Here is a 26,629-nt window from a genome sequence, read left to right on the forward strand (position 1 = left end):
TGGATTCCCCGGTTAGGACTACGCTAGCCCCGCGGATGCCGGGGATGCGATGCAAGGCGGGCCAAAGTGCCTGCGGGCCGCGTCCCTAGGGCCGGCGGCGGCGGAATTTCGGGAACTGGCCGAACAGGTCGGCGGCCCGCTCTGCGGCCCGTCCCACCGTGCGGCCGAGGTTCTGCACGCCGGCGTCCACCGGCAGCGAGCGGGTCTCTGCGGCGCCGGGCACCAGCGCACCGGCCGCTGCGGCAGCAGCGGTGGCGGGTTGGGGGCTTGCAGAAACGGATGCCAGGCGGGACTCCGTGAGTGACGCGAGCTCAAAGGCCCGCAGCCACAGGACCAGTTCCTCGAGCGGAGCAGTTTCCAGGGAGTAGTACCGGCGCTGGCCTTCGGCCCGCATGGAGACGAGTCCGGCTTCGCGCAGCACTTTCAGGTGCTTGGAGACCGTGGGCTGGCTGACCTCGAGTTCCTCCACCAGTGCCCCTACGGACTTGTCGCCGGTACGCAGGGCGCCCAGGATTTCACGCCGCGTACCTTCCGCGATTACTGCAAACACATCGTCAAAGACCATGGCATTTACCCTAGCGGATATGGGACCGGGAGCATCCCCGAGGAACCGCCTAGTCGAACCAAGGATCCAGCCCGTGCAGCGGGAACAGTTCCTTGCGGGTGGCCATCACGGTCCGGTCGATCTCGTCATTCGGGTCGTAGCCCACTTCCCAGGAACGCCACCAGATATCGGCCCCGTCACCCAGCGTCTCGCCCGTCTTCACGCCATGCTTCTCCAGCACGTAGTCGCGCCAGGCCGGGGGCAGCGGGGTGGCGGGACGCACCCGACCGTTGGCAGCCACCGACATCAGCAATGCCCAGGACCGCGGCACCACGGAGGCAACGTTGTAGCCGCCTCCGCCGGTGGCAATCCAGCGTCCTTCGCACAGGCGGCCGGCCAGGTCGCTGATGGTCAGGGCAGCCTGCCGCTGGGCCTCCACGCTGACCCGGAGGCTGGTCATGGGATCATCCGTGTGGCTGTCGCAGCCGTGCTGGCTGACAATCACTTCCGGGGCGAAGGCCTCAGTCAGCTGGGGTACCACTGCGTGGAAGGCCCGCAGCCAGCCGGCGTCGGTGGTACGCGCCGGTACGGCAATGTTGACCGCGGTTCCTTCGGCTGCCTTGCCGCCGGTTTCGTTGGCGAATCCCGTTCCCGGGAACAGGGTCAGTCCGCTTTCATGCAGCGAGATGGTCATAACGCGCGGATCGTCCCAGAAAATGTTCTGCGTGCCGTCACCGTGGTGGGCGTCAACATCGATGTACACCACCCGCTGCACACCGTTGGCAAGGAGCCGCGCGACGGCGGCCGCGGCGTCGTTATAGACGCAGAATCCGGACGCTTTTTCATAGCCGGCGTGATGCATGCCGCCGGCGAAGTTGACCGCATGCGTCGCCTCGCCGGAGAGGATGGCGTCCGCGGCGGCCAGGGAACCGCCGACCAGCCGGGCGCTTGCTTCGTGCATGCCGGCGAAGACCGGCGTGTCCTCGGTGCCCAGTCCCAGCAGGGTGTTGCAGTTCGCGGGGTCGGCTCCGGCTGCCTGCACGGCGCTGATGTAATCGAAGCCGTGGACGGTCAGCAGGTCGGCCGCCGAGGCGACGTACGGCTCGGCCATGGAGACGCCTTCGAGGTCGAAAAGACCCAGTTCACGGGCCAGCCGGGCCGTCAGGTCCAGGCGCGCCGGGCTCATCGGATGGCCTGCGCCGAAATCGTAAGCCAGCATGGATTCATCCCAGACAATGCACGTCGGCATAATGGGAAGGCTTAGCCCGGAACTGATCATGCAGACAGGCTACGTGATGCGGGCGCTACTCTGATATTGGTGTCCGCGCCCATCTGCCGGATAAGTGCTACTACTGAGCGGAACCACCGCGGAAAAGAACTGGACCACCCATGGCAATCCCACGGCAATCCCTGCTGGAGAAAGAGCAGCACAGCGGTCCCGCCATCGTTGCCGGGATCCGTGAGTTTGTGGGCGGGCTGGTCACCGGCCGGCCCGCGCGGCTGGCGCTTATCGTGTTCAGCCTGGTCATCCTGCTCTTCACCGCCCTGCTGAGCCTGCCTGCCGCTTCCAGCAGCGGAGAATCCGCGCCGCTGCACGACGCCTTTTTTACCGCGGTCTCGGCGGTCTGCGTCACCGGCCTCACCGTGGTCTCCACCGCCACCTACTGGTCCACCTTCGGGCAGGTGCTGATCCTGATCGCGATCCAGGTAGGCGGCCTGGGCATCCTGACCCTGGCCTCGTTGCTGGCACTGGCCGTGAACAAGCGGCTCGGCGTCCGCGGCAAGCTCATGGCCCAGGAAGGCATGAACACGGGCCGGCTCGGCGAAGTGGGCCACCTGCTGCGCATCGTCTTCAGCACCGCCGTCGTCATTGAACTGGCCCTGGCCCTGATCATGGCGCCGCGGTTCATGATCCTGGGTGAATCCCCCGGCCAGGCAATCTGGCATGCGGTCTTCTATTCCATTTCCGCGTTCAACAACGCCGGTTTCACCCCGCACTCCGACGGCCTGGTGCCGTACGAAGAAGATCTGTGGATCCTCATTCCGCTGATGCTCGGTGTATTTATCGGCTCGCTGGGCTTTCCGGTCATCATGGTCCTGCTGCAGACCCGTGCCCGGGTCAGCAAATGGAACCTGCACACCAAGCTGACCGTGCTGGTGTCCTCCATCCTGCTGGTGGCCGGCGCGATAATCTGGGGCGCCTTTGAGTGGTTCAACACCAGCACCATCGGGGACCTGTCCCTGGGGGACAAGATCATCCACTCGATCTTCGCCTCGGTGATGACCCGGTCCGGCGGCTTCAACCTGGTCTCCATGACGGACCTGGACTCCAGCACCCTGCTCCTTACCGACATGCTGATGTTCGCCGGCGGCGGTTCCGCCTCCACGGCAGGCGGCATCAAGGTCACCACCATCGCCGTCCTGTTCCTGGCCGTGGTGGCCGAGGCCCGGGGCGACGCCGACGTCCGGGCCTTTGGCCGCACCATCCCGCAGGGCGCCATGCGGGTTGCTATCTCGGTGACCATCCTGGGCGCCACCCTGGTGGCGGTGGCCACGTCGGCCTTGCTGGTCATCACGAATGAGTCCCTGGAGCCGGTCCTCTTCGAGGTTATTTCCGCCTTCGCCACGGTGGGGCTGAGTACCGGCCTCAGCGAAGCCCTGCCGCCGTCCGGGAAGTACGTCCTGTCGATGCTTATGTTCGCCGGACGCGTCGGCACCATCACCCTTGCCGCGGCACTTGCCGTGCGCCACCGCAGCACCCTCTACCACTACCCCGAAGAAAGGCCGATCATTGGCTGACAGACCTCCCCACAACGCACCGGTCCTGGTCATCGGACTCGGCCGCTTCGGCGCCGCCACCGCCGAGCAGCTGGTCCGCCAGGGCCGCGAGGTGTTGGCCGTGGAACGCGATCCGGCGCTCGTCCAGAAGGCGTCCGGCCTGCTGACGCACGTGGTCCAGGCCGACGCGACCAACATCGAGGCACTCAAACAACTGGGCGCCGAGGACTTCTCCGCCGCCGTCGTGGGCGTGGGAACCTCGATCGAGTCCAGCGTGCTGATCACCGTGAACCTGGTGGACCTGGGCATTGAGCACCTGTGGGTCAAGGCCATCACGCCGGCCCACGGCAAGATCCTCACCCGCATCGGGGCGAACCACGTGATCTACCCGGAGGCCGACGCCGGACGGCGTGCCGCGCACCTGGTGGGCGGCCGCATGCTGGACTTCATCGAGTTCGATGACGGTTTCGCAATCGTGAAGATGTACCCGCCGAAGGAGACGCAGGGCTTCACCCTGGGCGAGTCCAATGTACGGGCGAAGTACGGCGTCACCGTGGTCGGCGTGAAATCCCCCGGTGAGGACTTCACCTACGCGCAGCCCGATACCAAGGTCTCCAGCCGCGACACCCTGATCGTGTCCGGGCACGTGGATCTGCTGGAACGGTTTGCGGCCCGGCCGTAGGTCGGTTTTCCGGTAGCCTGCCGGGCCGGCTTCAGGGGAGGCTCAGGCTGCGGGGCACCTGTGGGTCGCCGCCAGGCGTGGCTCCGGCGTCAACGAAATTCCTCGCTCGCAGAGCTCGCTTGGAATATTAAAGCCGCCTCCGCCACGCCTTCCGGTGGTTCGCACCTGCACGCACCCCCTCTGTAGAGCTAGACAGAGCTGCGCGGTGCGTTGCCTCGCGATTTCCGATGCCCGGGCCGCTGCCGCACGGGCACCGGACTCGTTGATGCGCGCAGTCGCCGAGGCAAAGGCGGCAGAAGGAATCACAACAACCCGCCCAGCCGGCAGCGCCGGTGATGCCTGTCGACCGACCGCAAACCCTGCGGTTTGTCCAAAGCCCTGCGGTTTGTGCACTTCCCTCCGCCGCGCGGCGCAGGGATTGTCACAAACCGCAGGGAACCCGACAAACCGAGGGGATCCTGGGCGCAGTGCTGGACTTGCAGCGAAACGAGCCGGCCGTAGGGCCTGCCGGAGATGGCAGCGTTACCGTCCGGCCGTAGGGCCTGGCGGAGGCGGCTTTAATATTCCGAGCGAGCCCTGCGAGCGTAGGAATTTCGTTGCCGCCGGAGCCAGGCCCGGAGGCCGGCGCGGCCGGCCCAGCCACGGGCCCAGACGCGGACCCAACAGATCCAGCCGGCGGAGCCAGGAAACCAGCCTAAGCAGTCAGCTGCTTCGTAATTTCTTCGGCCCGAGCCGCTGCCGCACGGGCACCGGCCTCGATCACGCCGGGAAGGTTCAGCTCGTCGAAGGTCCGGATGGCCGCTTCCGTGGTGCCCTTGGGGCTGGTGACGGCTCGGCGCAGGGCCGGAGCATCGGCCTCGGGCTCGGCCAGCATGTACCCGGCGCCGGCCACCGTTTCGCGGGCCAGCAGGGCGGAGAGATCCGGGTCCAGGCCGAGCTCGACGCCGGCCCGGGCCATGGCCTCGGCCAGGTAGAACGCGTAGGCGGGGCCGGAACCGCTGACGGCGGAAACGGCGTCGACTTGTTCTTCGGGCACCTCCACCACGGTGCCGGTGGCGGACAGCACGCGGCGGGCCAGGTCCATCGCGTCGGGGCCCGCGGAACGGCCGGCGGAAATGGACGTGACGCCGCGGCCGAGGCGGGACGGGGTGTTGGGCATCGCACGGATGACGGACTGGCCTTCCGGCAGCAGCGACTCCATCAGGGCCAGCGGCACGGCGGCAGCCACGCTGAGGACGACGGCGCCGCGGGGCAGGTCCGCAGCGATTTCGCGCAGCAGGTCAGCCACGCCCACGGGCTTGACGCCCACAATGACGAGGTCGGCTTCGGCGACGGCTTTCCGGTTCGCGTCCGGATCCTCGCTGCCTGCAAGGACGGTGATGCCGTGGGCCGTGCGAAGCTCTTCAGCCCGTTCGGCGCGGCGGACGGTGGCGGTTACCTGCTCGGCGGCAAGGCCTCCGGCGAGGATTCCGCCGAGGATGGCTTCGTTCATCGAGCCGCACCCAAGGAATGTCAGTCGGGGATTCTGTGCGCTTTCCATGACTTCGATTCTGTCATGCCGCTAATACGCCGGTTCGGACCGGCAAAGCCCGCCGGCTATTAGGCGTCGTGTCCGGCCAGGACGGCTTTGGGCCTGAGGTGTTCCCGCGCGAACTCCAGGGTCTGCTTCAACTGTTCCTCGCGCTCCCCCGCTCCCCGCGCCTTTCGGGTGCTGACCTCCACGGCCACCACGCCGTCGAAACCGCCGTCGGCCAGGTAGGACAACGCCTCGGCGCACCGCTGCGTACCCTCGCCGGGCAGCAGATGCTCATCCTTGCCGTTGGGAGTTCCATCCGTCAGGTGGACGTGCCGGAGCCGATCCCCGAGTTTACGGATCTGTTCAAAGGAGTCCATACCGGCGATGGCAGCGTGGGAAAAGTCCCAGGTGACGTTTTCATACGGTTCGGGGATCGGGTTCCAGTGCGGCAGGTAGGCTTTGGCCTCCCGCCCCCGGACCCGCCACGGATACATGTTCTCCACGGCGATGGTGACGCCGTATTGTTCGGCGATGTCCTTCACGCCTTCGGCGAAGTTCTCCGCGTAACCCGTCTGCCACCGGAACGGAGGGTGCGCCACCACGGTGGCAGCACCTACTTCCGCGGCCATCGCCGCGGACAGTTCAATCTTTGTCCATGCCGCACCCCAGACCTGCTGCGTCAGGAGCAGGGTGGGAGCGTGGATGGCCAGGATCGGCTGCCGGTACTGCTCGCTCAGCTCCCTGAGGGAGTCCGGGTCCTGGCTGACCTGGCTGTTGGTGACCATGATTTCGACACCGTCGTAGCCCAGGTCATGAGCCACCGCGAAGGTGTCATGTACGGACAGCGGGTACACGGAAGCGCTGGACAGCGCCACCGGAATAGCGGCGCGTCCGGGCTGCGGGAGGGACGTCGGCATGTTCAGCTTGGCTTTCCATTGGACGAAGGACCCGCCCCTGCAGCCACGAGGAATTCCTCCCCTTCGGCGGGGCCGCGGGGCAGGTCGCCGGGTGTTTCAAAACGAAGCGTGTCGAATCGGCGCAGGATCAGGCCCTCGCGCAGCGCCCAGGGGCAGATCTTCAGGGACTGCACGTCGAAGGCTTCCATGGCGGCCTGCGCCACCAGCGCTCCGGCGAGCATCTGCGGTGCGCGCAGCGCGGACACACCGTCCAGTCCGGCACGGTCCCGGGCGCTCAGGGCGCCCAGCCGCTTGGTCCAGAGGGACAGGTCCTCCAACGTGAGCACGCGGGGCACAAACGGTCCGGCGGCCGACGGCGCGGCGCCGGCAATGCGCGCCAGCGACCGGAAGGTCTTGGACGTTCCGGCGACGAGGTCCGGGCGGCCGAAGGCGCTGAACTCCTCAGCCGCTTCCCCGACCATGCCGCGGATGTATTTGCGCAGCTTTTTGATGCTCTTGGGCGAGGGCGGATCCTCGGGAAGCCAGTCCCGGGTCAGCCGTCCGGCACCGAGCGGCAGGGACCGGGCGATTTCCGGAAGCTCGTCCTGGCCCAGTGCCATTTCGAAGGAACCTCCGCCGATATCCAGGTCCAGGATGGAACCGGCACCCCAGCCGTACCAGCGGCGGACGGCGAGGAAAGTCATCGCCGCTTCGTCTCCGCCGGAGAGTTCCTCCAGCTGCACCGGAGTCTCCCGCTGCACCCGGGCCAGGACCTCGGCGCCGTTGGCCGATTCCCGGATGGCCGAGGTGGAGAAGGCCAGCAGATCCTGCGCGCCGTGCCGGCGGGCGAAGTTCCAGGCCTCGTTGACGAACCCGATCAGTTCGTCCTGCCCGGCCTCGCTTATCGCACCGTCGGCGTCCAGATAGGACACCAGCTGCAGCGGGCGCTTGTGCGAGGCGAAGGAGACGGGACGCGCACCGGGATGGGCGTCCACCAGCAGGAGGTGGACGGTGTTGGACCCGATGTCGAGAACGCCTAGGCGCATGATTCCATTATCGCTCTACCGGCCCCTACTTCTTCGCCGGAGCTTTCCGAGGCGCCGCGCGCTTCTTCACGGGTTTCTTCGCCGGGCCCTTCTCGCGCTTCTCCGCCAGCAGCTCAATGGCCTGCTCCCGGGTCAGCTCTTCGATGGCCGTGGAGCGGGGCACCGTGATGTTGGTGATGCCGTCCGTGATGTAGGGACCGAAGCGGCCGTCCTTCACCACAATCGGCTTTTCCGACACGGGGTCGGCACCGAATTCAGCCAGCGGTGCCGCAGCCTGGCGGCCGCCGCGCTGCTTGGGCTGGGAATAGATCTCCAGCGCCTGCTCGAGCGTGATCGTGAAGATCTCCTCTTCGGAACCGATCGACCGTGAATCCGTGCCCTTCTTCAGGTACGGACCGAACCGGCCGTTCTGCACCGTGATCTCATTGCCCTCGGCGTCGGTGCCCAGGACGCGCGGCAGCTTCATCAGCTTCAGCGCCTCGTCCAGGGTCACCGTTTCCACGCTCATGGACTTAAAGAGCGAACCGGTGCGCGGCTTGACCTTCACCGGCTTCTTCGGCGGCTTGGGCTTGCCGTTCTTGTAGTACTCCACCGGCTGGTTCGCCAGGTCCTCTTCGGTGGGTTCCGGAATCAGCTCGATCACGTACGGGCCGTAGCGGCCGTTGCGGGCCACGATGGTCCGGCCCGTCTCCGGATCGGTGCCCAGCACGCGCTCTTCGGGAGCGGCGGTCTCCATCAGTTCCACGGCCTTTTCGGCGGTGAGTTCGTCAGGGGCCAGGTCCTCGGGAACGTTCGCCCGCTCGGGCTCGGTCCCTTCGGGGGCGTCTGCGGGCAGCGGACGCTCCAGGTAGGGGCCGAACTTGCCCACGCGCAGCACAATGCCGTCGGCAATCTCGATCGAGTTGATCGCCTTCGCATCGATTTCGCCGAGGTCGTTCACGATGGTGTGCAGGCCGGTCTGCACGCGGTCGCCGTAGTAGAACTGGTTCAGCCACTCCACCCGGCCGGCTTCGCCGCGGGAGATACGGTCCAGGTCCTCTTCGAGCTCCGCGGTGAAGTCGTAGTCGACGTAATCCGTGAAGTGTTCCTCCAGCAGGCGGACCACGGAGAACGCGATCCAGCTCGGCACGAGGGCCTGGCCGCGGCTGGTCACGTAGCCGCGGTCCATGATCGTGGAGATGGTGGCGGCGTACGTGGAGGGGCGGCCGATGCCGAGTTCTTCGAGCATCTTCACCAGCGACGCTTCAGTGAAACGCGGCGGCGGGGAGGTCTCGTGGCCGCCGGCAGCGATGTCTGCAGCGGTCAGGGTGTCCTGGGCCTTCAGCACCGGCAGGCGGGCGCCTTCGGTGCCCTCGGCCTCGTCGTCGTCGCGGACGGCGTCGCGGCCCTCTTCATAGGCAGCCATGAAGCCGCGGAAGGTGATGACCGTACCGGAAGCCGAGAACTCGGCGTCGCGCCCGTCAGCGGACACTGCACCGATGCGCACGGATGCCGTGGAACCCTTGGCGTCGGCCATCTGGGAGGCGACGGTACGCTTCCAGATCAGCTCGTAGAGCCGGAACTCGTCGCCGCGCAGCGAGGAGGCCACCTGCGCCGGGGTGCGGAAGGAGTCACCGGCGGGGCGGATGGCCTCGTGCGCTTCCTGGGCGTTCTTGGACTTGCCCTTGTAGACGCGCCGGGCTTCGGGCACGTACTCGGGGCCGTAAAGCTCCGAGGCCTGGCGGCGGGCGGCGTTAATGGCCTGGTCCGACAGCGCCGGGGAGTCCGTACGCATATAGGTGATGTAGCCGTTTTCGTACAGCCGCTGGGCCACCTGCATGGTCACCCGCGAGGAGAAGCGCAGCTTGCGGCCGGCTTCCTGCTGCAGGGTGGAGGTGGTGAACGGCGCGGCCGGACGGCGGGTGTACGGCTTGGTGTCGACGGAACGGACGCTGAACGCGGCCGATTCCAGGCCGGCGGCAAGCGACACGGCTGCTGCTTCGTCCAGGTGCACGGCAGTCTTGGACTTCAGCTCACCGCGGTCGGTGAAGTCCTTGCCGGTGGCTACGCGGGAGCCGTCGACGGAAACCAGGCGGGCCTTGAATTTCTCGGCCGCTTCCGTGGCGAAGGTTCCCACAAGGTCCCAGTACGACGCCGCGCGGAACGCCATGCGCTCCCGCTCGCGTTCGACCACGAGCCGGGTGGCGACGGACTGCACGCGTCCGGCGGACAGGCCGCGGGCAACCTTGCGCCACAGCACCGGGGAAATCTCGTAGCCGTAGAGCCGGTCAAGGATACGGCGGGTTTCCTGGGCATCCACCATGGCGACGTCGACGTCGCGCATTTCCAGCAGGGCGCGCTGGATGGCTTCCTTGGTGATTTCGGGGAAGGTCAGGCGGTGCACCGGGACCTTGGGCTTGAGCACCTGGAGCAGGTGCCAGGCAATGGCTTCACCTTCGCGGTCACCGTCAGTTGCGAGGTAGAGTTCGTCGGCGTCCTTGAGGGCTGCCTTGAGCTCGGCGACCTTCTTTTTCTTGTCCGCGGAGACCACGTAATACGGCTCGAAGTCATTGTCGAGGTCCACGGCAAACTTGCCGACACCCGTCTTCTTCAACTCGGCGGGCAGGTCGGAGGGCTGCGGAAGGTCACGGATATGACCCATCGACGCCGTCACCTCGAAGCCTTCGCCGAGGTATCCGGCGATGGTCTTGCCCTTGGCCGGAGACTCGACAATTACAAGCTTCTTCTTGCCGGTCTTCTTGTCCGTTGCCTTAACTGGCACTGTTCTCCTACGTAACGGGGTGGTTCAAATAAGTTCGGGGCGCGTCGTTCCGGCGCTTTGGTGCATCGGCAGTCCGGTACATCCACAGACAGTATGCGCGATGCCCCAGCACTAGGGTAACCGGAAAGCACCGCAGGCATGATCTGCACCGGGACAGGCGCAGTGCCTACCAGCGGTCCGGAACGAGGAACCCGTCCAAGACCAGATTACGCACTTCCGCGATCAGGTTTTCGCCAAACTCAGGTTCCGGGCGGTCCAGCAGGGCGGCGAGGGCTGAGACTATCTGTCCCACGGAGAGCTCGCCGTCGCAGGCTGACACGAACCCGGTGAGCTCCGTACTCATGAGGTTGGTCCGCCGCAGTCCCGCGCCCTGACGGAGCAGAATCACCCCGGGATGCTCGGCTCCGGGGCGCTGATGGCGTTCCTCCGTCACGTCGTCGGCAACCAGCAGGTGCACGGTCTCCAGCTTGGTGCGGCTGCTGACCCAGTCGAACCGGCGTACGGCGGCATCCAGGTGCGGGCCCACGGGCTGTTCGATGGGATGGGTGATTTCCTCGAACCTGCGCAGCGGTTCGGCGCCGGGCTTCCGGCGTCGGCGCAGCCAAAGTGAGCCGAACCCCACAGTGCCGACATTCCGGGAAGCGAAATCCGCCAGGTAACCGGCGTACGCCGCAGCGTATTCCTCGCGTTCGCGGCCCTGCGCGGCGTCGCGGAGCCACATTTCGGCGTACTCCGTCGGGGTGAGGGTTTCACGCTGGATGACCCAGGCGTCTGTCCCGTCCGGAAGCCATTCCTCGAGCCGGGCGGACCATTCCTCGTCCCGGCCGGCCGGGATCTCCCAGTTGCCCAGCATCTGGGCGGTGCCGCCCGGACGCAGGACCTCCTCCAGTCCGGCCACCAGGGCCGCGACGATGCCGTCACCGGCCAGGCCGCCGTCGCGGTAGGTGTACCTCTCATCGTCGCCGCCGCCGGTGCGCGGAGTGATGACGAACGGCGGGTTGGAGACCACCAGATCAAACTTTTCGCCGGCCACGGGCTCCAGCAGGCTGCCGAGCCGGAGGGTGAACCGCTCCTCGGGCTGGTCCGGATCGATGTCCAGCTGGGGGGCGTTGAGCAGCAGGTTGAACCGGGCGAAGCCGAGGGCTCGCTCGGAAATGTCGGTTGCCGTGACGTGGTCCGCGTGCCGGAGCAGATGGAAGGCCTGGATCCCGCATCCGGTGCCCAGATCCAGGGCACGTCCCACCGGCGCGCGTACGGTGAGCTGGGCCAGGCTCAGGGAGGCCTGCCCGATGCCGAGGACGTGGTCGCGGCGCAGCACGCCGGGCCGCTGGTGGCTGCCCAGGTCGCTGGCCACCCAGAGGTCACCGTCTGGATTCCCGGCGGAACCGGAGCCGCCGTCGTCGGTGCCGTAGGGGCGCAGGTCCACTGCTGCCCGGAAGGTGCCGAAGATGCGTCCGCGTTCAATGAGTCCGAGTTCCAGCAGGCCTTCGGTGCCGGTGCGCGGGAACGCGCTGTCCAGTTCGGCCCGCTCAGCCGTTTCCCCCAACAGCCAAAGCTGGATGGGAACCGCCACTCGACGGGGAGAAGCCGCTTCCGCTTCCGCACGGCAGGCCAGCAGGGCCGGAACCAGCTGGTCCCGCTGCAGGGCCGCCGAGGCGGCCTCGCCTAGGAACCCGGCCACACCGTTTACGGTGTATCCGGCCTCCTCCAGATCGGCGGCGAGCGCCTTGAGGAGCCAGGTGTCGCGGCTCAGGGGTGCAGAAGGAACGGAAGAGAAATCAATCACATCCCCCAGTCTAGGGCCGCGCTATCGGCGGTCCGTGCAATCGGCGGACGGGCACCTCCTTCGCATCCGGATGCCCGTCCGCCCTGCCGGAGAGCCCGCTACCCGGCCGTGCCCTGCACTCCGGCCGCCGACGCCGGTGTTGCTGCCGGTGCTGCCGGTGTTGCCTCCGCCGGTGCTGACTCAAATGCCGCCGGTGTTGCCTCCGCCGGGTCCACAGCGGAGAGCCCGTGGGCCGCCGCGTGCCGGGCAGCACGGTAACCGAAGACCACGGCCGGTGCGATGGTTGCCCCGGCCCCTGGATAGGTCCGGCCCATGACGGACGCCGTGGTGTTTCCCGCGGCATACAGGCCGGGAATGACGCTGCCGTCCTCGCGGAGCACCCGCGCATCGGCGTCCGTCACCAGTCCGCCCTTGGTGCCCAGGTCTCCGGGGTACAGGCGCACGGCGGAAAACGGCGCCTTCTCCAGCGGACCCAGGTTCGGGTTCGGCTTCACCCGCGGATCGCTGTAGTAGTTGTCATAGACGGTGTCGCCGCGATGGAAATCTTCGTCGACCCCGGTCCGCGCGAAGCCGTTGAACCGTTCCACAGTGGCCTGCAGGGCGGCCGGCGGCACACCCATCTTCTCCGCCAGCCCCTCCACCGTGTCGTCCCGAAGCAGCAGTCCCTGCCGCGTCCAGTCCTTGCGCCCGATCAGCAGGGCGTTGAACAGGTAGCGGCGGGCGTGCCGGGCCTCGAACACCAGCCAGGCGGGATCGCCCGGTACTTTTCTGTTGTTCTCGAGCATGTGGTGGCCGAAATCCACGTAGGATTCGGACTCGTTCAGGAACCGCTTGCCCGCAGCGTCCACCACCAGGGAGAACGGCATGGACCGCTCGGCAAGGGTGAAGGTGACCTTTCCCTTGGGCCCGACGGCGGTCGGCCCCCACCAGGCATCGTCCATGAGCGCCAGCGCGCCGCCCCGGGAGGCCACAATGTCGATGGCCTGTCCGAGGTCGCCTTCCGGCGCCGAGGAGTATTCCTTCTCCAGGCCCTGGTACTTTTCCCGCCATTCGGCGTTTCGTGCAAAGCCGCCGGCGCCCAGCACCACGCCGCGCCTTGCCCGAATCCGGACGTCCCGTCCCTGACGGCGGACGACGGCGCCCAGCACCGCGCCGTCGTCATCCTGGACCAGGTCCGTCAGCGGTGCCGAGAGCCAGACCGGCGTCTGCTGGTTACGCACGATGTACATCAGCGAGGAGGACAGGGCTCCACCCAGGCCGTACAGCCGTTTGCCCCGGACCAGGCCCCCGAGGGTGCGGAAAACGAAGCGGGCACCGCGGATGAACCCGCTCGGCGTAGACCAGGCCCTGGAGAGCTCCCAGACGTCGTCGGTGGCCAGCGGCGCGGGGATGCCAGATGCCGCCGGACGGGACTGCTTGAACCACGGCCCCAGCAGTTTGGTGTCGAAGGCCTTCACCTCGAGGGAACGTCCGACCATGCCGCCGGGCCGGTCCGGGTAGTAGTCCGGGTAGTCCTTGGAGCGCATCCACTGCACCCCGAGACCGCCCAGGAACGTCACGACCTCGGGCACGGTGCGCAGGAACGCGAGTTTTCGTTCGCGCGAGGAGGCCGGACCGACGTCGGCAATCACCTCTTCCATATAGGTGAGCGCGTTCTCCTGGCTGTCCTGCACCCCTGCCTCTTTCATCAGGGGGTTGTTGGGCATCCAGAGACCGCCGCCGGAAATGGAGGTGGTGCCGCCCCAAAGCTTGGTGCTTTCCACGACCAGGACATCCAGTCCCTCGTCCGCTGCGGTGATGGCCGCTGTCAGCGCGGCTGCGCCCGATCCCACCACCAGGACATCGACTATCCGGTCCCATTCATTTGTCTTCTTTGCGGCGTCTGCCGTGTCAACCGTTTCCATATTCCCCCGCCTTTGGGCTGCGCCCGAATCCGGGGTGCCCGGCAGACGCCGGTTCCGCTCAGGCCTGTTCCGGGCGCCAGCGCCCGTGCCGCGATGCTAACAACGGCGGGTGGGGAAGTATATAGGCAGTTAGCCGCAGCCTAAGTAAGTTTGGGGCGTTACCCGTCGCAGCCGTCGGGGCAGCGGAGCGTGGCGGGGTCCGATGCGCAGTCTGCGCAGTACAGGGTCAGCTTGCGGCAGGACGGGTTGGAGCAGTTCTCGAACTTGCTCGTGGGGGCCTGGCAACGCACGCACTGGCCGATGGTCACGGCGTCGTCCGTGAATTCGGTGTGCATCCGCTTGTCAAAGACGTAGAGCGAGCCTTCCCAGAGGCCCTTGTCGCCGTAGGTTTCCCCGTACCGGACAATACCGCCCTTCATCTGGTAGACCTCGGAGAACCCGCGGTTCACCATCAGGCTGGAGAGCACCTCGCAGCGGATGCCTCCGGTGCAGTAGGTGACCACCGGCTTGTCCTTGAGGTCGTCGTACTTGCCCGATTCCAGTTCGGCGATGAAGTCATGCGTGGTGGACACGTCGGGCACCACGGCGCCCTTGAACTTGCCGATCTGCGCTTCGAAGGCGTTGCGTCCGTCGAAAAAGACCACTTCCTCGCCGGCCTTTTCCTTCTCTTCGACCAGCTGGTGGAGTTCTTCCGGGCGCAGGTGCGTGCCGCCGCCGACCACGCCGTTTTCGTCCACCTTCAATTCGCCCGGTGCGCCGAAACTCACTATCTCGTTGCGCACCTTCACGCTCAGGCGCGGGAAATCCTCCGCGGAGCCCTCGGAGTACTTGATGTCCATCTTCTTGAAGGCGGGGTATTCCCGGGTGGCCTTGACGTAGGCCTTGACGGCGTCCAGCTCTCCCCCGACGGTGCCGTTGATGCCGTCCTGCGAGATCAGGATGCGCCCGCGCAGGCCCAGTTTTTCGCAGAGCGCGCGCTGCCAGAGGCGGATTGCCTCCGGGTCGGGAAGAGGAGTGAAAGCGTAATACAGTGCGATTCGGTTCAGTGCCACAAGACAAGGGTAGACCGAGGCAGGCATCCGCATTTCATCTCGGATGCATACCGTTCGCACCGGGTGGCCGCTAGTGTGCATCTATGAGAGCGCTGGATGACGATTTGCTTGAGACCTGGGTCTCCGGGTGGGCCCAGGCCCGGGGGTACCGGACCCGCCATGAGGGCCGCTTTCCGGCGGCACTCCTGCATGACCGGACCAATGACTGGGAGTATTTCGCGCTCGAACCCTCCCACGACGAGTTCGCCGCCCTGGCTTCTTCCGCCCGGCACAGCCCCACCCGGCTGTTCACCATCGTGACCACGCGGGTCCACGAAATCCATGGGGCGGCGTCCGTGTACGGGCTGCACATCCGTTCAAGCGACGAGGTCCTGATGGTCGCCGATATGGCGGGCCAGGACATCGAATACCCCGTGCTGCCGTGGGACGGCTATGAGACCGAAAGCACCCACGAGAACAAGGTGGGCACCGTAACGGTGCTTGACGCGGGGCAGCCGATAGCGCAGGGACGGGTCGCTGTGATCGACGGCTACGCCGTGTTTGACCGGATCATCACGGAGCCTGCGTACCGTCGCCGGGGCTTGGGAAGCTACGTGATGCGGGCATTAACCGCGCTGGCGTTGGAGGACGACGCCGATTCCGGGCTGCTTATCGCCTCGCTGGACGGGCAGGAGCTCTACCGGTACCTGGGCTGGGAGTCCCTCGCCGCCGTCGTTATGTTCGAGCCGCGGCTTTGACCTTCGTACCCCCTTTTCCCCCGGCAGTGAACATGCGTGCCCGCGGATTTCCGGGTGGGACAATGAGCACGTGGCTCTTCATGATTCCCTGATTCCGCTGCTGGGCGGCGGCGCCGAGCCCGAGCAGCTGATGCACGTGCACCATATTCCTGCGCGCCGTGCCGTCACCGCGCCGTGGCCCGAATGGGCGCACCCCGACGTCGTTGCCGCCTACCAGCGCCGCGGCATCCACGAGCCGTGGGCGCACCAGATGGAAGCCGCCGAAGCCGCACACAGCGGGCAGCACACGATCATTGCCACCGGCACGGCGTCGGGCAAGTCGCTGGCCTACCAGCTGCCCGTCCTGGACGCGATCCACCGCACTTCCCTCGACGACCGCGCCACGCTGGAGCCCTCCGGCGCCGTCGCACTGTATCTGGCCCCCACCAAGGCGCTGGCTGCCGATCAGCTTGCCGCGGTCAAGTCGCTGCAGCTTCCCACGGTCCGGGCCGAGACGTACGACGGCGACACGGACACGGGTGCCCGGCGCTGGATCCGGGACCACGCCAACCTCGTGCTCGCCAACCCGGACATGCTGCACTTCGGCGTCCTGCCGAACCACGCCTGGTGGGCGCGGTTCTTCCGCCGCCTGAAATACGTCATCATCGACGAGGCGCACAGCTACCGCGGGGTCTTCGGTTCGAATGTCGCCAACCTGATGCGCCGACTCCGGCGGATCTGCCGGTACTACGGTGCCGATCCGGTGTTCATCGGTGCCTCGGCCACTTCCGCCGAACCGTCGGATTCCTTCAGCCGGCTGATCGGTGCACCGGTCACCGCCGTGACGCAGGACCATTCGCCGCACGGGTCCACCACGGTGGCCTTGTGGGAGCCGCAGCTGACCGAGCTGAAGGGCGAGAACGGAGCACGGTCGCGGCGCACAGTGGTGGCGGAGACCGCCGATCTGCTGGCCAACCTGGTCGCAGCGCAGGTCCGCACCATCGCTTTCATCAAATCCCGCCGCGGGGCGGAAACCATTGCCACCATCACCCGGCGGCTGCTGGACGAGGTACATCCATCCCTGCCGGACCGGGTGGCGGCCTACCGTTCCGGCTACCTGCCGGAGGAACGGCGGGAGCTGGAACGGCGGCTGCGCAGCGGTGAACTGCTGGGTATCGCCAGCACCTCGGCGCTGGAACTGGGCATAGACATTTCCGGGCTGGACGCGGTGCTGGTTGCCGGCTGGCCTGGCACCAGGGCATCGCTGTTCCAGCAGATCGGCCGGGCCGGGCGGTCCGGGCAGGATGCGCTGGCCGCTTTTGTCGCCAGCGACGATCCGCTCGACACCTATCTGGTGCACCATCCCGAGGCCATTTTCGACATTTCCGTGGAGGCAACGGTCTTTGACCCGTCCAACCCGTACGTGCTGGGACCGCATCTCTGCGCTGCCGCAGCCGAGCTGCCGATAACTCCGGACGAACGGGAGCTGTTCGGTCCCACCGCGGGCGGGCTGCTGGAGCAGCTCGTGGACCAGGGCTATCTGCGGCGCCGGCCCTCCGGCTGGTTCTGGACGCATCCGGAAAGCGCCGCGTCCATGGTCAACCTGCGGGCGGCCGGCGGCGGGCCGATCAACATCGTCGAGACGGAAACCGGCACGCTGCTGGGCACCATGGACTCCCCGCAGGCGCAGTACCAGGCGCACACCGGGGCAATCTACGTCCATCAGGGGCAGACGTTCCTGGTGGATGAGCTTAACGAGGCCGACCACTGCGCCATGGTCACCCGCACCAATCCGGAGTTCTACACCCAGGCCCGTGACATTACCCAGGTAGAGGTGCTGGAAACGGACCGCACCTCCGAGTGGAACGGCATCCAGGTCTGCTTCGGCACGGTGAAGGTCACCACGCAGGTGGTCTCCTACCAGCGCAAGGCCCTGATCTCGAACGAGATCCTCGGTGAGGAGCCGTTGGAACTGGAGGCCAAGGAACTGTTCACCAAGGCCGTGTGGTTTGTCATAGATGAGAAGTTCCTCGTCTCGGCCGGGCTTGCCCCTGCTGATTTCCCCGGTTCCCTGCATGCCGCCGAACACGCTTCCATCGGCATGCTGCCGCTCGTGGCGACCAGCGACCGCTGGGACATCGGCGGGGTGTCCACTGCCCTGCATGCAGACACTGAGAAGCCGACCATCTTCGTGTACGACGGGCATCCCGGCGGCGCCGGCTTTGCCGAGCGAGGTTACGAGGCGGCACGGATCTGGCTGGCTGCGACCCGCGATGCCATCCGTGCCTGCGAATGCGACGGCGGCTGCCCCTCCTGCGTGCAGTCCCCCAAGTGCGGCAACAAGAACAATCCGCTGGATAAGAAGGGTGCCGTCACGCTGTTGAATGTGCTGTTGGACCACGCTCCGGAGGCCCTGGCCCTGACCTCCTAGCCGGACGGCCGCCAGACCTAGCCGGGAGGTCCGGCTCGCGCCCGGGCCGTGGCCGGCACCGGAAGCGCCGGGACCTGCACTTCCATTTCCACGGTGACGGAGCCGGAACGTGGATCGGCAGTGCAGTCGCGCAGTGCTGCGTTGTTGCGCGCGGCCACTTCTCCGGCCACCCTGCAGGCATTCCCGGTGCGGGAAGCGGCACCTGCACCGGTGTCGGCATCGGCATCGACATCGACATCGAGGCGACTGGAACCCTGATTGCCGGAGTCGGCGCCCGCACCGGCATCGAGGCCGCTGAAACCCTGAATGCCGGCAGCGTAGTCCGCGCTGGGGGCGGCTCCGGACGGCCCCAGCCCGCGCAGGGCATCCGCACCGGCGAGCGCGGCGAGATCCGCGGCAGCGGCGGCCCTTACAGCAGCCACCGATGCCTGCACCATCACCAGCGCGACCACGGAGAACCCCAGCAACACCATGCAGATCGCCAGCGCGGCAACCGTACCGGCACCCCGGTCATTCGGCTCGGTGTTAGCAGCTCCGGGGTTGGCCGGTTCCGCCTTGCCTTCCGTCCTGCCTTCCGTCCTGCCTTCCATACTGCCTTCCGGACGGCTGGCTTCGGGATCCCCTCGGGCTCCTGCCGCAACGTCGGCTTGGGGTTTATCCGGTGGACGGAATGCCATGCGGCAGGCCTCCGTCCCCCGGGAAAGCGACGGCGTCCGCGGAGAGTTCCAGCGGGAGCAGGCTCAGCACGGGCAGGGTCAGGGAGCTGCGGACCTCCACAGCGGTCCATGCCCCCTCAACAGAGAGGATCAGCTCGGCCGAATCGCCGGCCAGCCGCTGAACTGCAGCCGCCGCGGCGGGCTGATCTGCGCGCATGACCTCACGCGCCGCCGCCCGGGCTGCCTCCTCCAGCCGAAGCTGGGTGATACCTGCGGAAATACCGGTCAGCCCGCCCACCAGGACAAGCACAATGGCTGGCAGCGCCACCGCGAACTCGGCTGTCACCGCTCCGCGGTCGCTCTGTCTCGGAGTTTCGCGTGCCGCACCGGCGGCTGTCATCTTCTGCCTCGCGTCCTGTGGTTTCACGGCTGTGATCCCCGCCGACTCCGCTGTGACGGCTGGTCCAGACATGTTTGTCCCGTGGGCACTGTTCCGCGCTCCTTCCTTCGCCTACCCCAAAGTCAGCGCGGACCGGATGAGCGAGACCAGCATGCCGCGGACCTCGTCACCGCCCAGAATGATGGCCAGCAAACCCGCAAAAGCCACGGCCGCGAGCGTGGCAATGGCATATTCGGCGGTGGCCATGCCGGCCTCTCGGTCATCCCACGACGGATCCACCGGTTCCTGCGTCGCCAGCAGCGGCTTCACCAGTGTCAGGCGGGGAGCATCCGCGGCAGTGCGCCCGGACAGGCTGTACACCCCGTTGCTGCCGTCCGATCCCGGGTTCGGGCAGGCCTGCCGTCTGTCCTGCCCTCCCCCATCCATTTCGGAGCGGGCAGCGGCCTGGGATGGTGCGGCAACGGATCTGGTGCTGTGTGGCATGTGTCTTTCCTCCTGCTGAAAGGGTCTGAACTTCGAGCCTGCCTCCGGCCGCCGGCCGACGGTTGCAGCCCGGACGCCGATGGGGACAACCCCGGTCCGGCGGTGGGCTGTGGAGGAACAAACAGGTGAAACCAGTCCTGCCGAAACTGGTTATTTCCACCCTGGCAGCAGGGACATCAGCAGCGGCACCACGGTCAAAGCCACAAACGCGGGCAGCGAACACAGCCCCAGCGGCATCACCAGACGAACCCCGAGCGCCGCTGCGCGCCGCCTGCTCTCCGTCTGCCGGCGCCGCCGAAGGGCGTCCGCCTGGGAATGAAGCACCGCAGCTGACGGTGCCCCCGTAACGGCTGTGAAGCGCAGCGCCGGACCGAGTGCCGCGAGTGCCGAGGCTGGCATTCCGCTGACCCGGGATACCCGTTCCCCACCCGCTGGCTGCGCTCCGGCGGAGGCGGAACCGGCGGACAACTGCCACGCGGCATCCCAGGGAATTCCGAGGTCCAGTGCCTGCAGGAGCCGGTCAAGATCCCGGGACGTAGCCGGATCCACGCCGTCACGCAGGATGGCCAACGCCGAGGGCAGCGGTTGTCCCGCTTCCAACATCGCTGCAATCAGGTCCAGCATCAGGGCGGGATCACCGGTGCTGCCCTCCGACCCGGGTTCGATCCTCTGCCGGAGGTGCTGCTGCCGCGGACGCTCCTCGGATCCGGTCAGGAGCAGGGCGGCCGTCGAAAGGAGCGCGAACACCAGCAGGCCGGTCATCCGGAATTGCCCTGCACCGGAGCCTGGGCGTTCCGCGCCAGCCGTGAAGACCACAGACGCCCTGCCAGCCAGAACCCGGTTCCGGCTGCAGCCGCAAGCCACCCCAGGGGCGTCGCCGTCAGGATCTGCAGCGGGTTGCCGCCCAGCAGGTAGCCCAGGAGGATCCCGCCGCCCGGCAGCCAGGTCAGGAGCCGCATGGTGGCACGCGGGCCGGCCATTGCCGCTTCCCGGTCGGAGGCGGCATCACGGGCGGCTTCCAGTTGCCCGGCATACCGGCTGAGCACAGCGGCTAGCGGGGCGCCGCTCCGCTCCGATACCCGCAGGCAGACAGCCAAACCGGACCACAGCTGCTGCAGCGCCGGATCCGTTTCCCGGCTGCCTGCCCGCTCCGCGGCGGCAAGCACCGACACCGGACTAAGACCCAGCGCTGCCGACGCCGCGGCCGCCTGCAGCACCGGGGAAAAGGGGTGAACGGGGGTCTCCGCTGAAGCGGGTGCTTCGTACAGTGTGGCTGCGTCCGCCCAGATCCGATGGGCCGAGCGTCCCGCCGCCAGCAGCCCCGCCAGTTCCCGCACCAGCAGCGCCGGGGCATCACCGTCGAGTTTTGGGCGAGGGCGACGGCGCCGCCGGAGAAGAAGGCCGTCCGCTACGCGCGCAGACCTGCGGCGGGCAACCGGCGGCCGGCGCGGCGGAGCCCCGAGTGTCAGGGCCGCTGCCGTGGCGAGGAGTACCGCGACGGTCAGCCCTGCCACGCCGACACTAACTGCCCGCCGGCACGGATCCGGCACCGTTTTCAGCGGCTGCCCGTACCTCCAGCCGCTGTTCGAGCTCGGGCCACCCGCTGCCGCGCCGGTATTCCCCTCCACTGAGGACCAGGGCCGGAACGGCAGTCAGTTTTCCTTCGGCGATCACCAGGACCGCAATCTCGGCAATAGTGCGGGTGCCGGCCGACCGGTGCAGATGGACCACCACGTCCAGCGCTGCTGCCGCCTGCAGTGCCACTGCTTCCGGCGCCATACCGGCAAGTGCGCCCAACGCCACCAACCGGGCAGGCACTCCCGCGGCGGAGTTGGCGTGAATGGTTCCGCCGGCTCCGTCATGGCCGGTGTTCAGCGCTGCCAGGAGTTCCCGGACCTCGGCTCCCCTGCACTCCCCCACCACGAGGCGGTCCGGCCGCATGCGCAGGGCCTGCCGCACCAGTTCGGCCTGATCCAATACCCCGCTGCCCTCCACGTTTCCGTGTCGGCTCTGCAGGCCCACCACATGGGGATGGTCCGGTTCCAGTTCCGCTGCGTCCTCCACCAGCACCAGCCGTTCCTGCGGTCCACTTAGGGAAAGCAACGTGGAGAGAAGCGTCGTTTTCCCGGTGCCGGTGGCTCCGCTGACGAGAAAGTTCAAGCGTCGGCGGACAATGGCGCGGAGCAGGGCTTCACACTCCCGGTCCAGGGTTCCGCCGCGTATCAGTTCCGCCAGGGTGAAAGACCGGCTCCGGTGAATACGGACCGACAGGAGCGTAGCCCCGGTGGAAACCGGGCGGAGCACTGCATGCACACGGTAACCCTGCAGCTGGACATCGACGCAGGGACAGGAATCGTCCAGCCGCCGACCCCCGGCCGCCACCAGGCGCGTGGCAAGTGCCTGCACCTCCGAGTCCGAGGCAAACCGGATGGCCGTAAGTTCCAAGCCGCGGCCGGCATCCACCCAGACCCGGTCCGGACCGTTCACCAGGATGTCGCTGACGCCGGGAAGCAATGCCAGCGGCTGAAGCGGGCCCAGGCCCTGCAGCTCGGCGCGCATGCGGTCCACCGCGTGCAGTGTCCCCTCGGACCCCAGGAGCTGCCCGCTGGCCTGCACCGCTGCCGCGAGCCGTGCTCCGGTCACCGGTTCGGAGCGTGCCAGCATCCGGTCCCGCACCCGTGCCAACAGCGGATCCGGGCCAAGCGGCTGACCAAGCGGCTGGCCACGCCGTGGGCGGTGAACTCCCCCGCTGCCGGCACCGGACATACTCACGGCGCTGCCCCAACCGGCCCGGACAACACCCTCGCCAGAATCCGCTGCGATACGCGCCGGATCCGCCGGCGTCCCGCACCCGCCAGCGCCTGGCCGTACTCCCCGCCGGTTCCCCGTTGGAAGGGCAGGTAACCGGACAGCGGCAACCCCAGGGCTTCGGCCACCAGGACTTCGTCCAATCCGTTTCCAAGCGGCCCGCGCACCACTACATGGGCCGGCACTTCCCGGAGGTACGGCAGCAATGCCTGCGCCCCCAGGACCCCGCCTGTCCGGCCAGGCACCGCCAACAGCACCTGGTCGCAGAAACGCAGCAGCGACGCTGCGCCGACGGTCCGGCCCAGATCAACGATGGTCAACTGATATCCGCTCCGCGCTGCGTCCATGACCGCCGCGGCAACAGCCTCATCAGCCGGAGGGAACCCTGTCCCCCTGCTCAAAAGCGAAAAGCCGGCGAGCGCCGGTAACCCGGCCGCGAGCTGCACGGGATTCAGGCTGCCGCTTAGCCCCTCCAAATCCGGCCAGCGGATCCCCTCCAGATCGGCGGCCCCCAAAGCCCACTCCAAGCCGGCTCCCCAGGGATCCCCCTCCAGCAACAGCACCGAGTGGCCGATCTCAGCGGCATTGGCACTCAACCAGCACGCCACGGTGGAGGCACCGGTTCCCCCGCCGCCCAAGACCCCCAGGACCGTACCTCCGGCGAGGCTGCGCCGTCTGCCGAGAAAGCCCGCGAGCCAGCCGGCCGCTGCGGGGAGGACCGCGACCCGGCCCGCGGAACTTCCCGCAGCCGCGTCCCAGACGCTGGAGTCCTCCGCCAGGCTGACCACAATGACCTCGGGCTTCCCCGTTCCTGCCGAACCGGCTCCCGCAGCGGCGAGCGCGCGACCCGGCCCTCCTTGTTCGGCCAGGAACCGGAGGTGCCCGGTGCCCAGCAGCAGCGCATCCGGTACCAAGGCCATCGCCTCTGGGATATCCGGAGCCACGGGAATCTCCACGCCGGCAGCTGCAGCGACCCGGGCCACTTCATCCTGCAGCGCCTGATCCGCGGCCACGAGCACAGCGACGACGGCGTCCCCGCCAGCCGTGCCCGGCAGCCTGCGGCCGGGCCGTGTTTCCGGCAACCGTCGGGTGCGTGTCGGGCCGGTGCCCGGCGCACCTCGTTCCATATCCATGCGCCTCACCGTCGCACCGAGGACCGGCCCGGTGTATCTGCCGGCCGAGGCATCCTGAGGAACTGCTGCCGGCAAGAAGGTTGTGGAGGAAAGGTCCGGCCGCCTCCGGCCGCATCAGCTACCGTCGAAGGAATCCGATAAGGTCGGCGCTAACCGGGAGCGGACATTGCAGCAGGAACGGTTCAGCAACGGTTCGGCACCGACAATCCGGCACAGCGGCGTGCCGGCGAAGGAAGCAGGGAGTCATGGAAACCGATATGGAACACCTGGACGTGCTGATCATCGGCGCCGGCCTGAGCGGCATCGGCGCGGCCTGCCGCCTGCGCATGGACCATCCGGGGCGTTCCGTCGCCCTCTTGGAGACCCGCGGCCGTGCAGGCGGCACCTGGGACCTCTTCCGGTACCCCGGAATCCGCTCCGACTCGGACCTCTACACCTTCGGCTATGACTTCCGTCCGTGGCGTGAAGAGAAAGCCATTGCCGACGGCCCGAGCATCCTGCACTACCTCAAGGAGACCGCCGCCGAATACGGCGTGGATTCCCTGATCCGCTACCACCACCGCGTGCTCTCCGCGGACTGGTCCAGCCGGGACGCGCACTGGACCGTTACGGTCGAGCGCACGCGGACGCCGGAAGCCGGCCCCGACCTTGTCCCAGCCGAACCGGTGGGGACCGGGGAGATCCTGCAGCTCACCGCCGGCTGGATCTTCAACGCTGCCGGCTACTACCGCTACGGGGAGGGCTACGCGCCGGAGCTCCCCGACCGGGAACTATTCGCCGGACCGATAGTGCACCCGCAGCACTGGCCCGAGGAACTGGACGTCGCAGGGAAACGGATTGCGGTCCTTGGCAGCGGCGCTACGGCCGTCACCCTGGTTCCGGCGCTGGCGGAGATGGGCGCCAGCGTGACGATGGTCCAGCGCACGCCTACCTATATCCTTCCCGTCCCGGCGGAGGATCCGCTGGCCCGGCGGCTGCGCGGCGTCGTCGGGCCCGAACGCACCGGCCGGATCATGGCCGAGGTCAGTGCCCGCCGCCAGCGGGCCATCTGGGTGTTCTGCCAGCGCTGGCCGAACCTTGCCCGGAAGCTCATCCGCGGTATCCAGTCCCGTAATGTGCCGGAGGGTTTTGAGCTGGATAAGCACCTGAACCCGCCGTACCGGCCGTGGGACCAGCGGCTGTGCGCGGTGCCGGACGGCGATTTCTTCACCGCCCTGCGCAGCGGCAACACGACCGTGGTGACCGGCCGGACCACCGGGTTTACCGAGCGCGGCCTCCGGCTGGCTTCCGGAGAGGAAGTGGAGGCCGACGTCGTGGTGACCGCCACCGGATTCACCGTCCAGGTGCTGGGCGGTATGGAACTGAAGCTCGACGGCGTGCGGGTAAACCTGGCCGAGCACGTTGCCTACCGCGGAGTGATGCTCAGCGGCATCCCGAACATGGCCTTCGCCATCGGTTACACCAACGCTTCCTGGACGCTGAAGGTCGGGCTGCTGACGCAGTGGTTCTCGCGGCTGCTCAGCTCCATGGACCGGCACGGCTACACATCGGCCGTCCCCGTGGCGCCGCCGGGCATGCCCACCCGGCCGCTGCTGGACTTTGGCGCCGGGTATGTCCAGCGCAGCCTGTCGTCCCTGCCCCGGCAGGGCGACCAGGCTCCCTGGCTGATGACCATGAACTTCCTGGCCGACCGAAGGGACCTGCAGAAAGGCGCGCTGGCGGACGAGTACCTGCACTTCAGCGGCGATGCCGGCGGCGCCGACAATTCGGCGGAGGACCGGTTCGTCACGCTCGAGTCCGGGCTGCGGCTGTGTTACCGGATCGAGGGGCCCGACGACGGCGAGCCGGTGGTCCTTTTGTCCGGCCTCGGACTGGACCTGGCGGCGTGGCCGGCGGAATTCGTGCAGGGCCTGACCGCTACCGGTTACCGCGTCATCCGGCCGGATAACCGGGACGTCGGACGCTCCGGCCGAATGGACACCCCCACCCCCACCCTCCTGCATCAGGCACTCGCCCGGCCGATGCCCGGCGCCTACCGGATTGAGGACATGGCCGACGACGTCGCGGGGCTGCTCGAGCACCTGCAGGTGGGCAAGGCCCATGTGGTGGGGATGTCGCTGGGCGGCATGATCGCCCAGTCCGTGGCCGCCCATCACCCGGACCACGTCCTGACCCTGACCTCCGTCATCTCCACCACGGGAGCCCGGGACGTGGGTGCCGCAGCTTTCTCCACCAAGCGCCGGTTCGCGGCACGGCCGCCGCGGACCCGCGAGGAGTTCATCCGGGCACGCGTGGCCATGATGCGTCATCTTTCCGGGCGGACCCACCCGGCGGATCCGGCGACGGAAGCCGAACTGGCCGGCCAGGCCTGGGACCGCGGAGCCTATCCGGACGGCGGGACGGCCCGGGCCCGGCAGCTCGGCGCCATCCATGCCTCCGCCGACCGCACCGGGGCCCTGGCCGGAATCCGGGTACCGACACTTGTCATCCACGGCGACCGGGATCCGATTGTGCATCCCAGCGGGGGCGCCGCGACGGTGGCCGCCATACCCGGCTCACGGCTGGCCACAATCCCCGGTATGGGCCACTACTTCTCCCCCGCGGTGGTGCCCGAACTGCTGAGGCTCGTCACCGGGCACCTGGGCGCCCGCACCGTGGAATCGGCGTGAGTTTGAGCTAGTCGCCCATCCCGGGCTGCACCGGAACGACATTGATCTTGTTGGCGCCGGGGAAAACCTTCTTCGGCACGCGGGAGAAACCCTTGGCATCCAGATGGTTCTTTGCGCGGAAAACGGCCACGGCGTCGTCGTACGCCTGATTCAGCCGGACGCCGGTGAGCACTTCGCTGGTTCCGTCGCTGAAGCGGACCGCGATGGAGGCGGAGGCCGGGAAATGCCGGTCCATCCGAATAAAGCCGTCATTGTCCTGCTGAAGAGTGATCAAGTGGTTCCGCCCTGAGAGTTGGTGAGCTTCCAGTCTCCCCTATCGCCGCACCGCAGGTTCCCCCGCCCGAAGCAGCTAAGCACGGTGCTGCCGG

The 26,629-nt window shown here is 67.7% G+C and carries 22 protein-coding genes; 5 read left to right on the plus strand and 17 right to left on the minus strand.

What is annotated here, in order from left to right:
* Positions 1 to 85: 85 nt before the first annotated feature.
* Positions 86 to 565, minus strand: coding sequence for a helix-turn-helix transcriptional regulator (locus NNX34_RS02935; RefSeq protein ID WP_255765034.1), 480 nt, complete (start codon positions 563 to 565; stop codon positions 86 to 88).
* A 49-nt stretch (positions 566 to 614) separates the two neighbouring features.
* A complete protein-coding gene (locus NNX34_RS02940) occupies positions 615 to 1,823 on the minus strand; it encodes an acetoin utilization protein AcuC (protein ID WP_255765035.1) in 1,209 nt (402 codons plus the stop codon).
* A 110-nt stretch (positions 1,824 to 1,933) separates the two neighbouring features.
* On the opposite strand from NNX34_RS02940, the gene NNX34_RS02945 reads away from it, so the two are divergent.
* Entirely contained in the window at positions 1,934 to 3,343 is a 1,410-nt protein-coding gene (locus NNX34_RS02945; RefSeq protein ID WP_255765036.1) for a TrkH family potassium uptake protein, read from the plus strand.
* Entirely contained in the window at positions 3,336 to 4,004 is a 669-nt protein-coding gene (locus tag NNX34_RS02950; RefSeq protein ID WP_227919084.1) for a TrkA family potassium uptake protein, read from the plus strand. Before NNX34_RS02945 ends, NNX34_RS02950 begins: the two co-directional genes overlap by 8 nt.
* Before the next feature lie 694 nt (positions 4,005 to 4,698).
* On the opposite strand, the gene proC is transcribed toward NNX34_RS02950, so the two are convergent.
* The 7 genes from proC to NNX34_RS02985 all read right to left on the minus strand — a co-directional run bounded on the left by proC (position 4,699) and on the right by NNX34_RS02985 (position 14,965).
* Complete coding sequence (gene proC, locus NNX34_RS02955; protein ID WP_255765037.1) at positions 4,699 to 5,544, minus strand: pyrroline-5-carboxylate reductase; 846 nt, start codon at positions 5,542 to 5,544, stop codon at positions 4,699 to 4,701.
* A 59-nt stretch (positions 5,545 to 5,603) separates the two neighbouring features.
* Entirely contained in the window at positions 5,604 to 6,437 is an 834-nt protein-coding gene (locus NNX34_RS02960) for a sugar phosphate isomerase/epimerase (protein ID WP_255765038.1), read from the minus strand.
* Between the two features lie 2 nt (positions 6,438 to 6,439).
* Complete coding sequence (locus tag NNX34_RS02965) at positions 6,440 to 7,462, minus strand: Ppx/GppA phosphatase family protein (protein WP_255765039.1); 1,023 nt, start codon at positions 7,460 to 7,462, stop codon at positions 6,440 to 6,442.
* A 25-nt stretch (positions 7,463 to 7,487) separates the two neighbouring features.
* The gene (gene topA / locus NNX34_RS02970) at positions 7,488 to 10,223 is read right to left on the minus strand and encodes a type I DNA topoisomerase (RefSeq protein WP_255765040.1); all 2,736 of its coding nucleotides are present in this window, start codon (positions 10,221 to 10,223) and stop codon (positions 7,488 to 7,490) included.
* 166 nt (positions 10,224 to 10,389) lie between these two features.
* Entirely contained in the window at positions 10,390 to 12,009 is a 1,620-nt protein-coding gene (locus NNX34_RS02975) for a methyltransferase (protein ID WP_255765041.1), read from the minus strand.
* Positions 12,010 to 12,107: 98 nt separating this feature from the next.
* The gene (locus NNX34_RS02980) at positions 12,108 to 13,913 is read right to left on the minus strand and encodes an FAD-dependent oxidoreductase (protein ID WP_255765042.1); all 1,806 of its coding nucleotides are present in this window, start codon (positions 13,911 to 13,913) and stop codon (positions 12,108 to 12,110) included.
* A gap of 158 nt (positions 13,914 to 14,071) precedes the next feature.
* Positions 14,072 to 14,965, minus strand: coding sequence for a rhodanese-related sulfurtransferase (locus NNX34_RS02985; protein WP_255765043.1), 894 nt, complete (start codon positions 14,963 to 14,965; stop codon positions 14,072 to 14,074).
* Between the two features lie 83 nt (positions 14,966 to 15,048).
* Between NNX34_RS02985 and NNX34_RS02990 the strand changes: the two genes are divergently transcribed.
* Both NNX34_RS02990 and NNX34_RS02995 read left to right on the plus strand, forming a co-directional pair.
* Entirely contained in the window at positions 15,049 to 15,702 is a 654-nt protein-coding gene (locus NNX34_RS02990) for a GNAT family N-acetyltransferase (protein ID WP_255765044.1), read from the plus strand.
* Positions 15,703 to 15,772: 70 nt separating this feature from the next.
* Positions 15,773 to 18,112, plus strand: a complete 2,340-nt coding sequence (locus NNX34_RS02995; protein ID WP_255765045.1) for a DEAD/DEAH box helicase — start codon at positions 15,773 to 15,775, stop codon at positions 18,110 to 18,112.
* 17 nt (positions 18,113 to 18,129) lie between these two features.
* On the opposite strand, the gene NNX34_RS03000 is transcribed toward NNX34_RS02995, so the two are convergent.
* From NNX34_RS03000 to ssd, 7 genes are all read right to left on the minus strand, one after another.
* Positions 18,130 to 18,789, minus strand: a complete 660-nt coding sequence (locus tag NNX34_RS03000) for a hypothetical protein (protein ID WP_255765046.1) — start codon at positions 18,787 to 18,789, stop codon at positions 18,130 to 18,132.
* Positions 18,767 to 19,195 carry a TadE family type IV pilus minor pilin gene (locus NNX34_RS03005; protein WP_255765047.1) on the minus strand — a complete coding sequence of 143 codons (429 nt, stop codon included), beginning with the start codon at positions 19,193 to 19,195 and terminating at the stop codon, positions 18,767 to 18,769. Before NNX34_RS03005 ends, NNX34_RS03000 begins: the two co-directional genes overlap by 23 nt.
* A gap of 84 nt (positions 19,196 to 19,279) precedes the next feature.
* The gene (locus NNX34_RS03010; protein WP_255765048.1) at positions 19,280 to 19,651 is read right to left on the minus strand and encodes a DUF4244 domain-containing protein; all 372 of its coding nucleotides are present in this window, start codon (positions 19,649 to 19,651) and stop codon (positions 19,280 to 19,282) included.
* A 150-nt stretch (positions 19,652 to 19,801) separates the two neighbouring features.
* Positions 19,802 to 20,413, minus strand: a complete 612-nt coding sequence (locus NNX34_RS03015; protein ID WP_255765049.1) for a type II secretion system F family protein — start codon at positions 20,411 to 20,413, stop codon at positions 19,802 to 19,804.
* On the minus strand, positions 20,410 to 21,165 hold the full coding sequence (locus tag NNX34_RS03020) for a type II secretion system F family protein (RefSeq protein WP_255765050.1): 756 nt from the start codon (positions 21,163 to 21,165) through the stop codon (positions 20,410 to 20,412). The genes NNX34_RS03015 and NNX34_RS03020 overlap by 4 nt, the downstream gene beginning before the upstream one ends.
* A gap of 7 nt (positions 21,166 to 21,172) precedes the next feature.
* The gene (locus NNX34_RS03025) at positions 21,173 to 22,417 is read right to left on the minus strand and encodes a TadA family conjugal transfer-associated ATPase (RefSeq protein ID WP_304659727.1); all 1,245 of its coding nucleotides are present in this window, start codon (positions 22,415 to 22,417) and stop codon (positions 21,173 to 21,175) included.
* Positions 22,418 to 22,419: 2 nt separating this feature from the next.
* Complete coding sequence (gene ssd, locus NNX34_RS03030) at positions 22,420 to 23,592, minus strand: septum site-determining protein Ssd (protein WP_255765052.1); 1,173 nt, start codon at positions 23,590 to 23,592, stop codon at positions 22,420 to 22,422.
* A 245-nt stretch (positions 23,593 to 23,837) separates the two neighbouring features.
* On the opposite strand from ssd, the gene NNX34_RS03035 reads away from it, so the two are divergent.
* Positions 23,838 to 26,261: an alpha/beta fold hydrolase gene (locus NNX34_RS03035; RefSeq protein ID WP_255765053.1), complete on the plus strand. Its 2,424-nt coding sequence runs from the start codon at positions 23,838 to 23,840 to the stop codon at positions 26,259 to 26,261.
* Positions 26,262 to 26,268: 7 nt separating this feature from the next.
* Here the strand turns inward: NNX34_RS03035 and NNX34_RS03040 are convergent, their stop codons facing one another.
* Positions 26,269 to 26,535 carry a hypothetical protein gene (locus tag NNX34_RS03040; protein WP_255765055.1) on the minus strand — a complete coding sequence of 89 codons (267 nt, stop codon included), beginning with the start codon at positions 26,533 to 26,535 and terminating at the stop codon, positions 26,269 to 26,271.
* Positions 26,536 to 26,629 lie beyond the last annotated feature (94 nt).

Source organism: Arthrobacter sp. zg-Y1116, from assembly GCF_024385485.1.
Lineage (GTDB): Bacteria > Actinomycetota > Actinomycetes > Actinomycetales > Micrococcaceae > Arthrobacter_B.

Coding starts and splice junctions, on each gene's coding strand:
- NNX34_RS03000 (WP_255765046.1), bottom strand. CDS start 18,789: ATGGCATTCCGTCCACCGGATAAACCCCAAGCCGACGTTGCGGCAGGA.
- NNX34_RS02945 (WP_255765036.1), top strand. CDS start 1,934: ATGGCAATCCCACGGCAATCCCTGCTGGAGAAAGAGCAGCACAGCGGT.
- NNX34_RS02980 (WP_255765042.1), bottom strand. CDS start 13,913: ATGGAAACGGTTGACACGGCAGACGCCGCAAAGAAGACAAATGAATGG.
- NNX34_RS02940 (WP_255765035.1), bottom strand. CDS start 1,823: ATGATCAGTTCCGGGCTAAGCCTTCCCATTATGCCGACGTGCATTGTC.
- NNX34_RS03025 (WP_304659727.1), bottom strand. CDS start 22,417: ATGTCCGGTGCCGGCAGCGGGGGAGTTCACCGCCCACGGCGTGGCCAG.
- NNX34_RS03010 (WP_255765048.1), bottom strand. CDS start 19,651: ATGCCACACAGCACCAGATCCGTTGCCGCACCATCCCAGGCCGCTGCC.
- ssd (WP_255765052.1), bottom strand. CDS start 23,592: ATGGATATGGAACGAGGTGCGCCGGGCACCGGCCCGACACGCACCCGA.
- NNX34_RS02960 (WP_255765038.1), bottom strand. CDS start 6,437: ATGCCGACGTCCCTCCCGCAGCCCGGACGCGCCGCTATTCCGGTGGCG.
- NNX34_RS02965 (WP_255765039.1), bottom strand. CDS start 7,462: ATGCGCCTAGGCGTTCTCGACATCGGGTCCAACACCGTCCACCTCCTG.
- NNX34_RS02935 (WP_255765034.1), bottom strand. CDS start 565: ATGGTCTTTGACGATGTGTTTGCAGTAATCGCGGAAGGTACGCGGCGT.
- NNX34_RS02990 (WP_255765044.1), top strand. CDS start 15,049: ATGAGAGCGCTGGATGACGATTTGCTTGAGACCTGGGTCTCCGGGTGG.
- NNX34_RS03015 (WP_255765049.1), bottom strand. CDS start 20,413: ATGACCGGCCTGCTGGTGTTCGCGCTCCTTTCGACGGCCGCCCTGCTC.
- NNX34_RS03035 (WP_255765053.1), top strand. CDS start 23,838: ATGGAAACCGATATGGAACACCTGGACGTGCTGATCATCGGCGCCGGC.
- proC (WP_255765037.1), bottom strand. CDS start 5,544: ATGGAAAGCGCACAGAATCCCCGACTGACATTCCTTGGGTGCGGCTCG.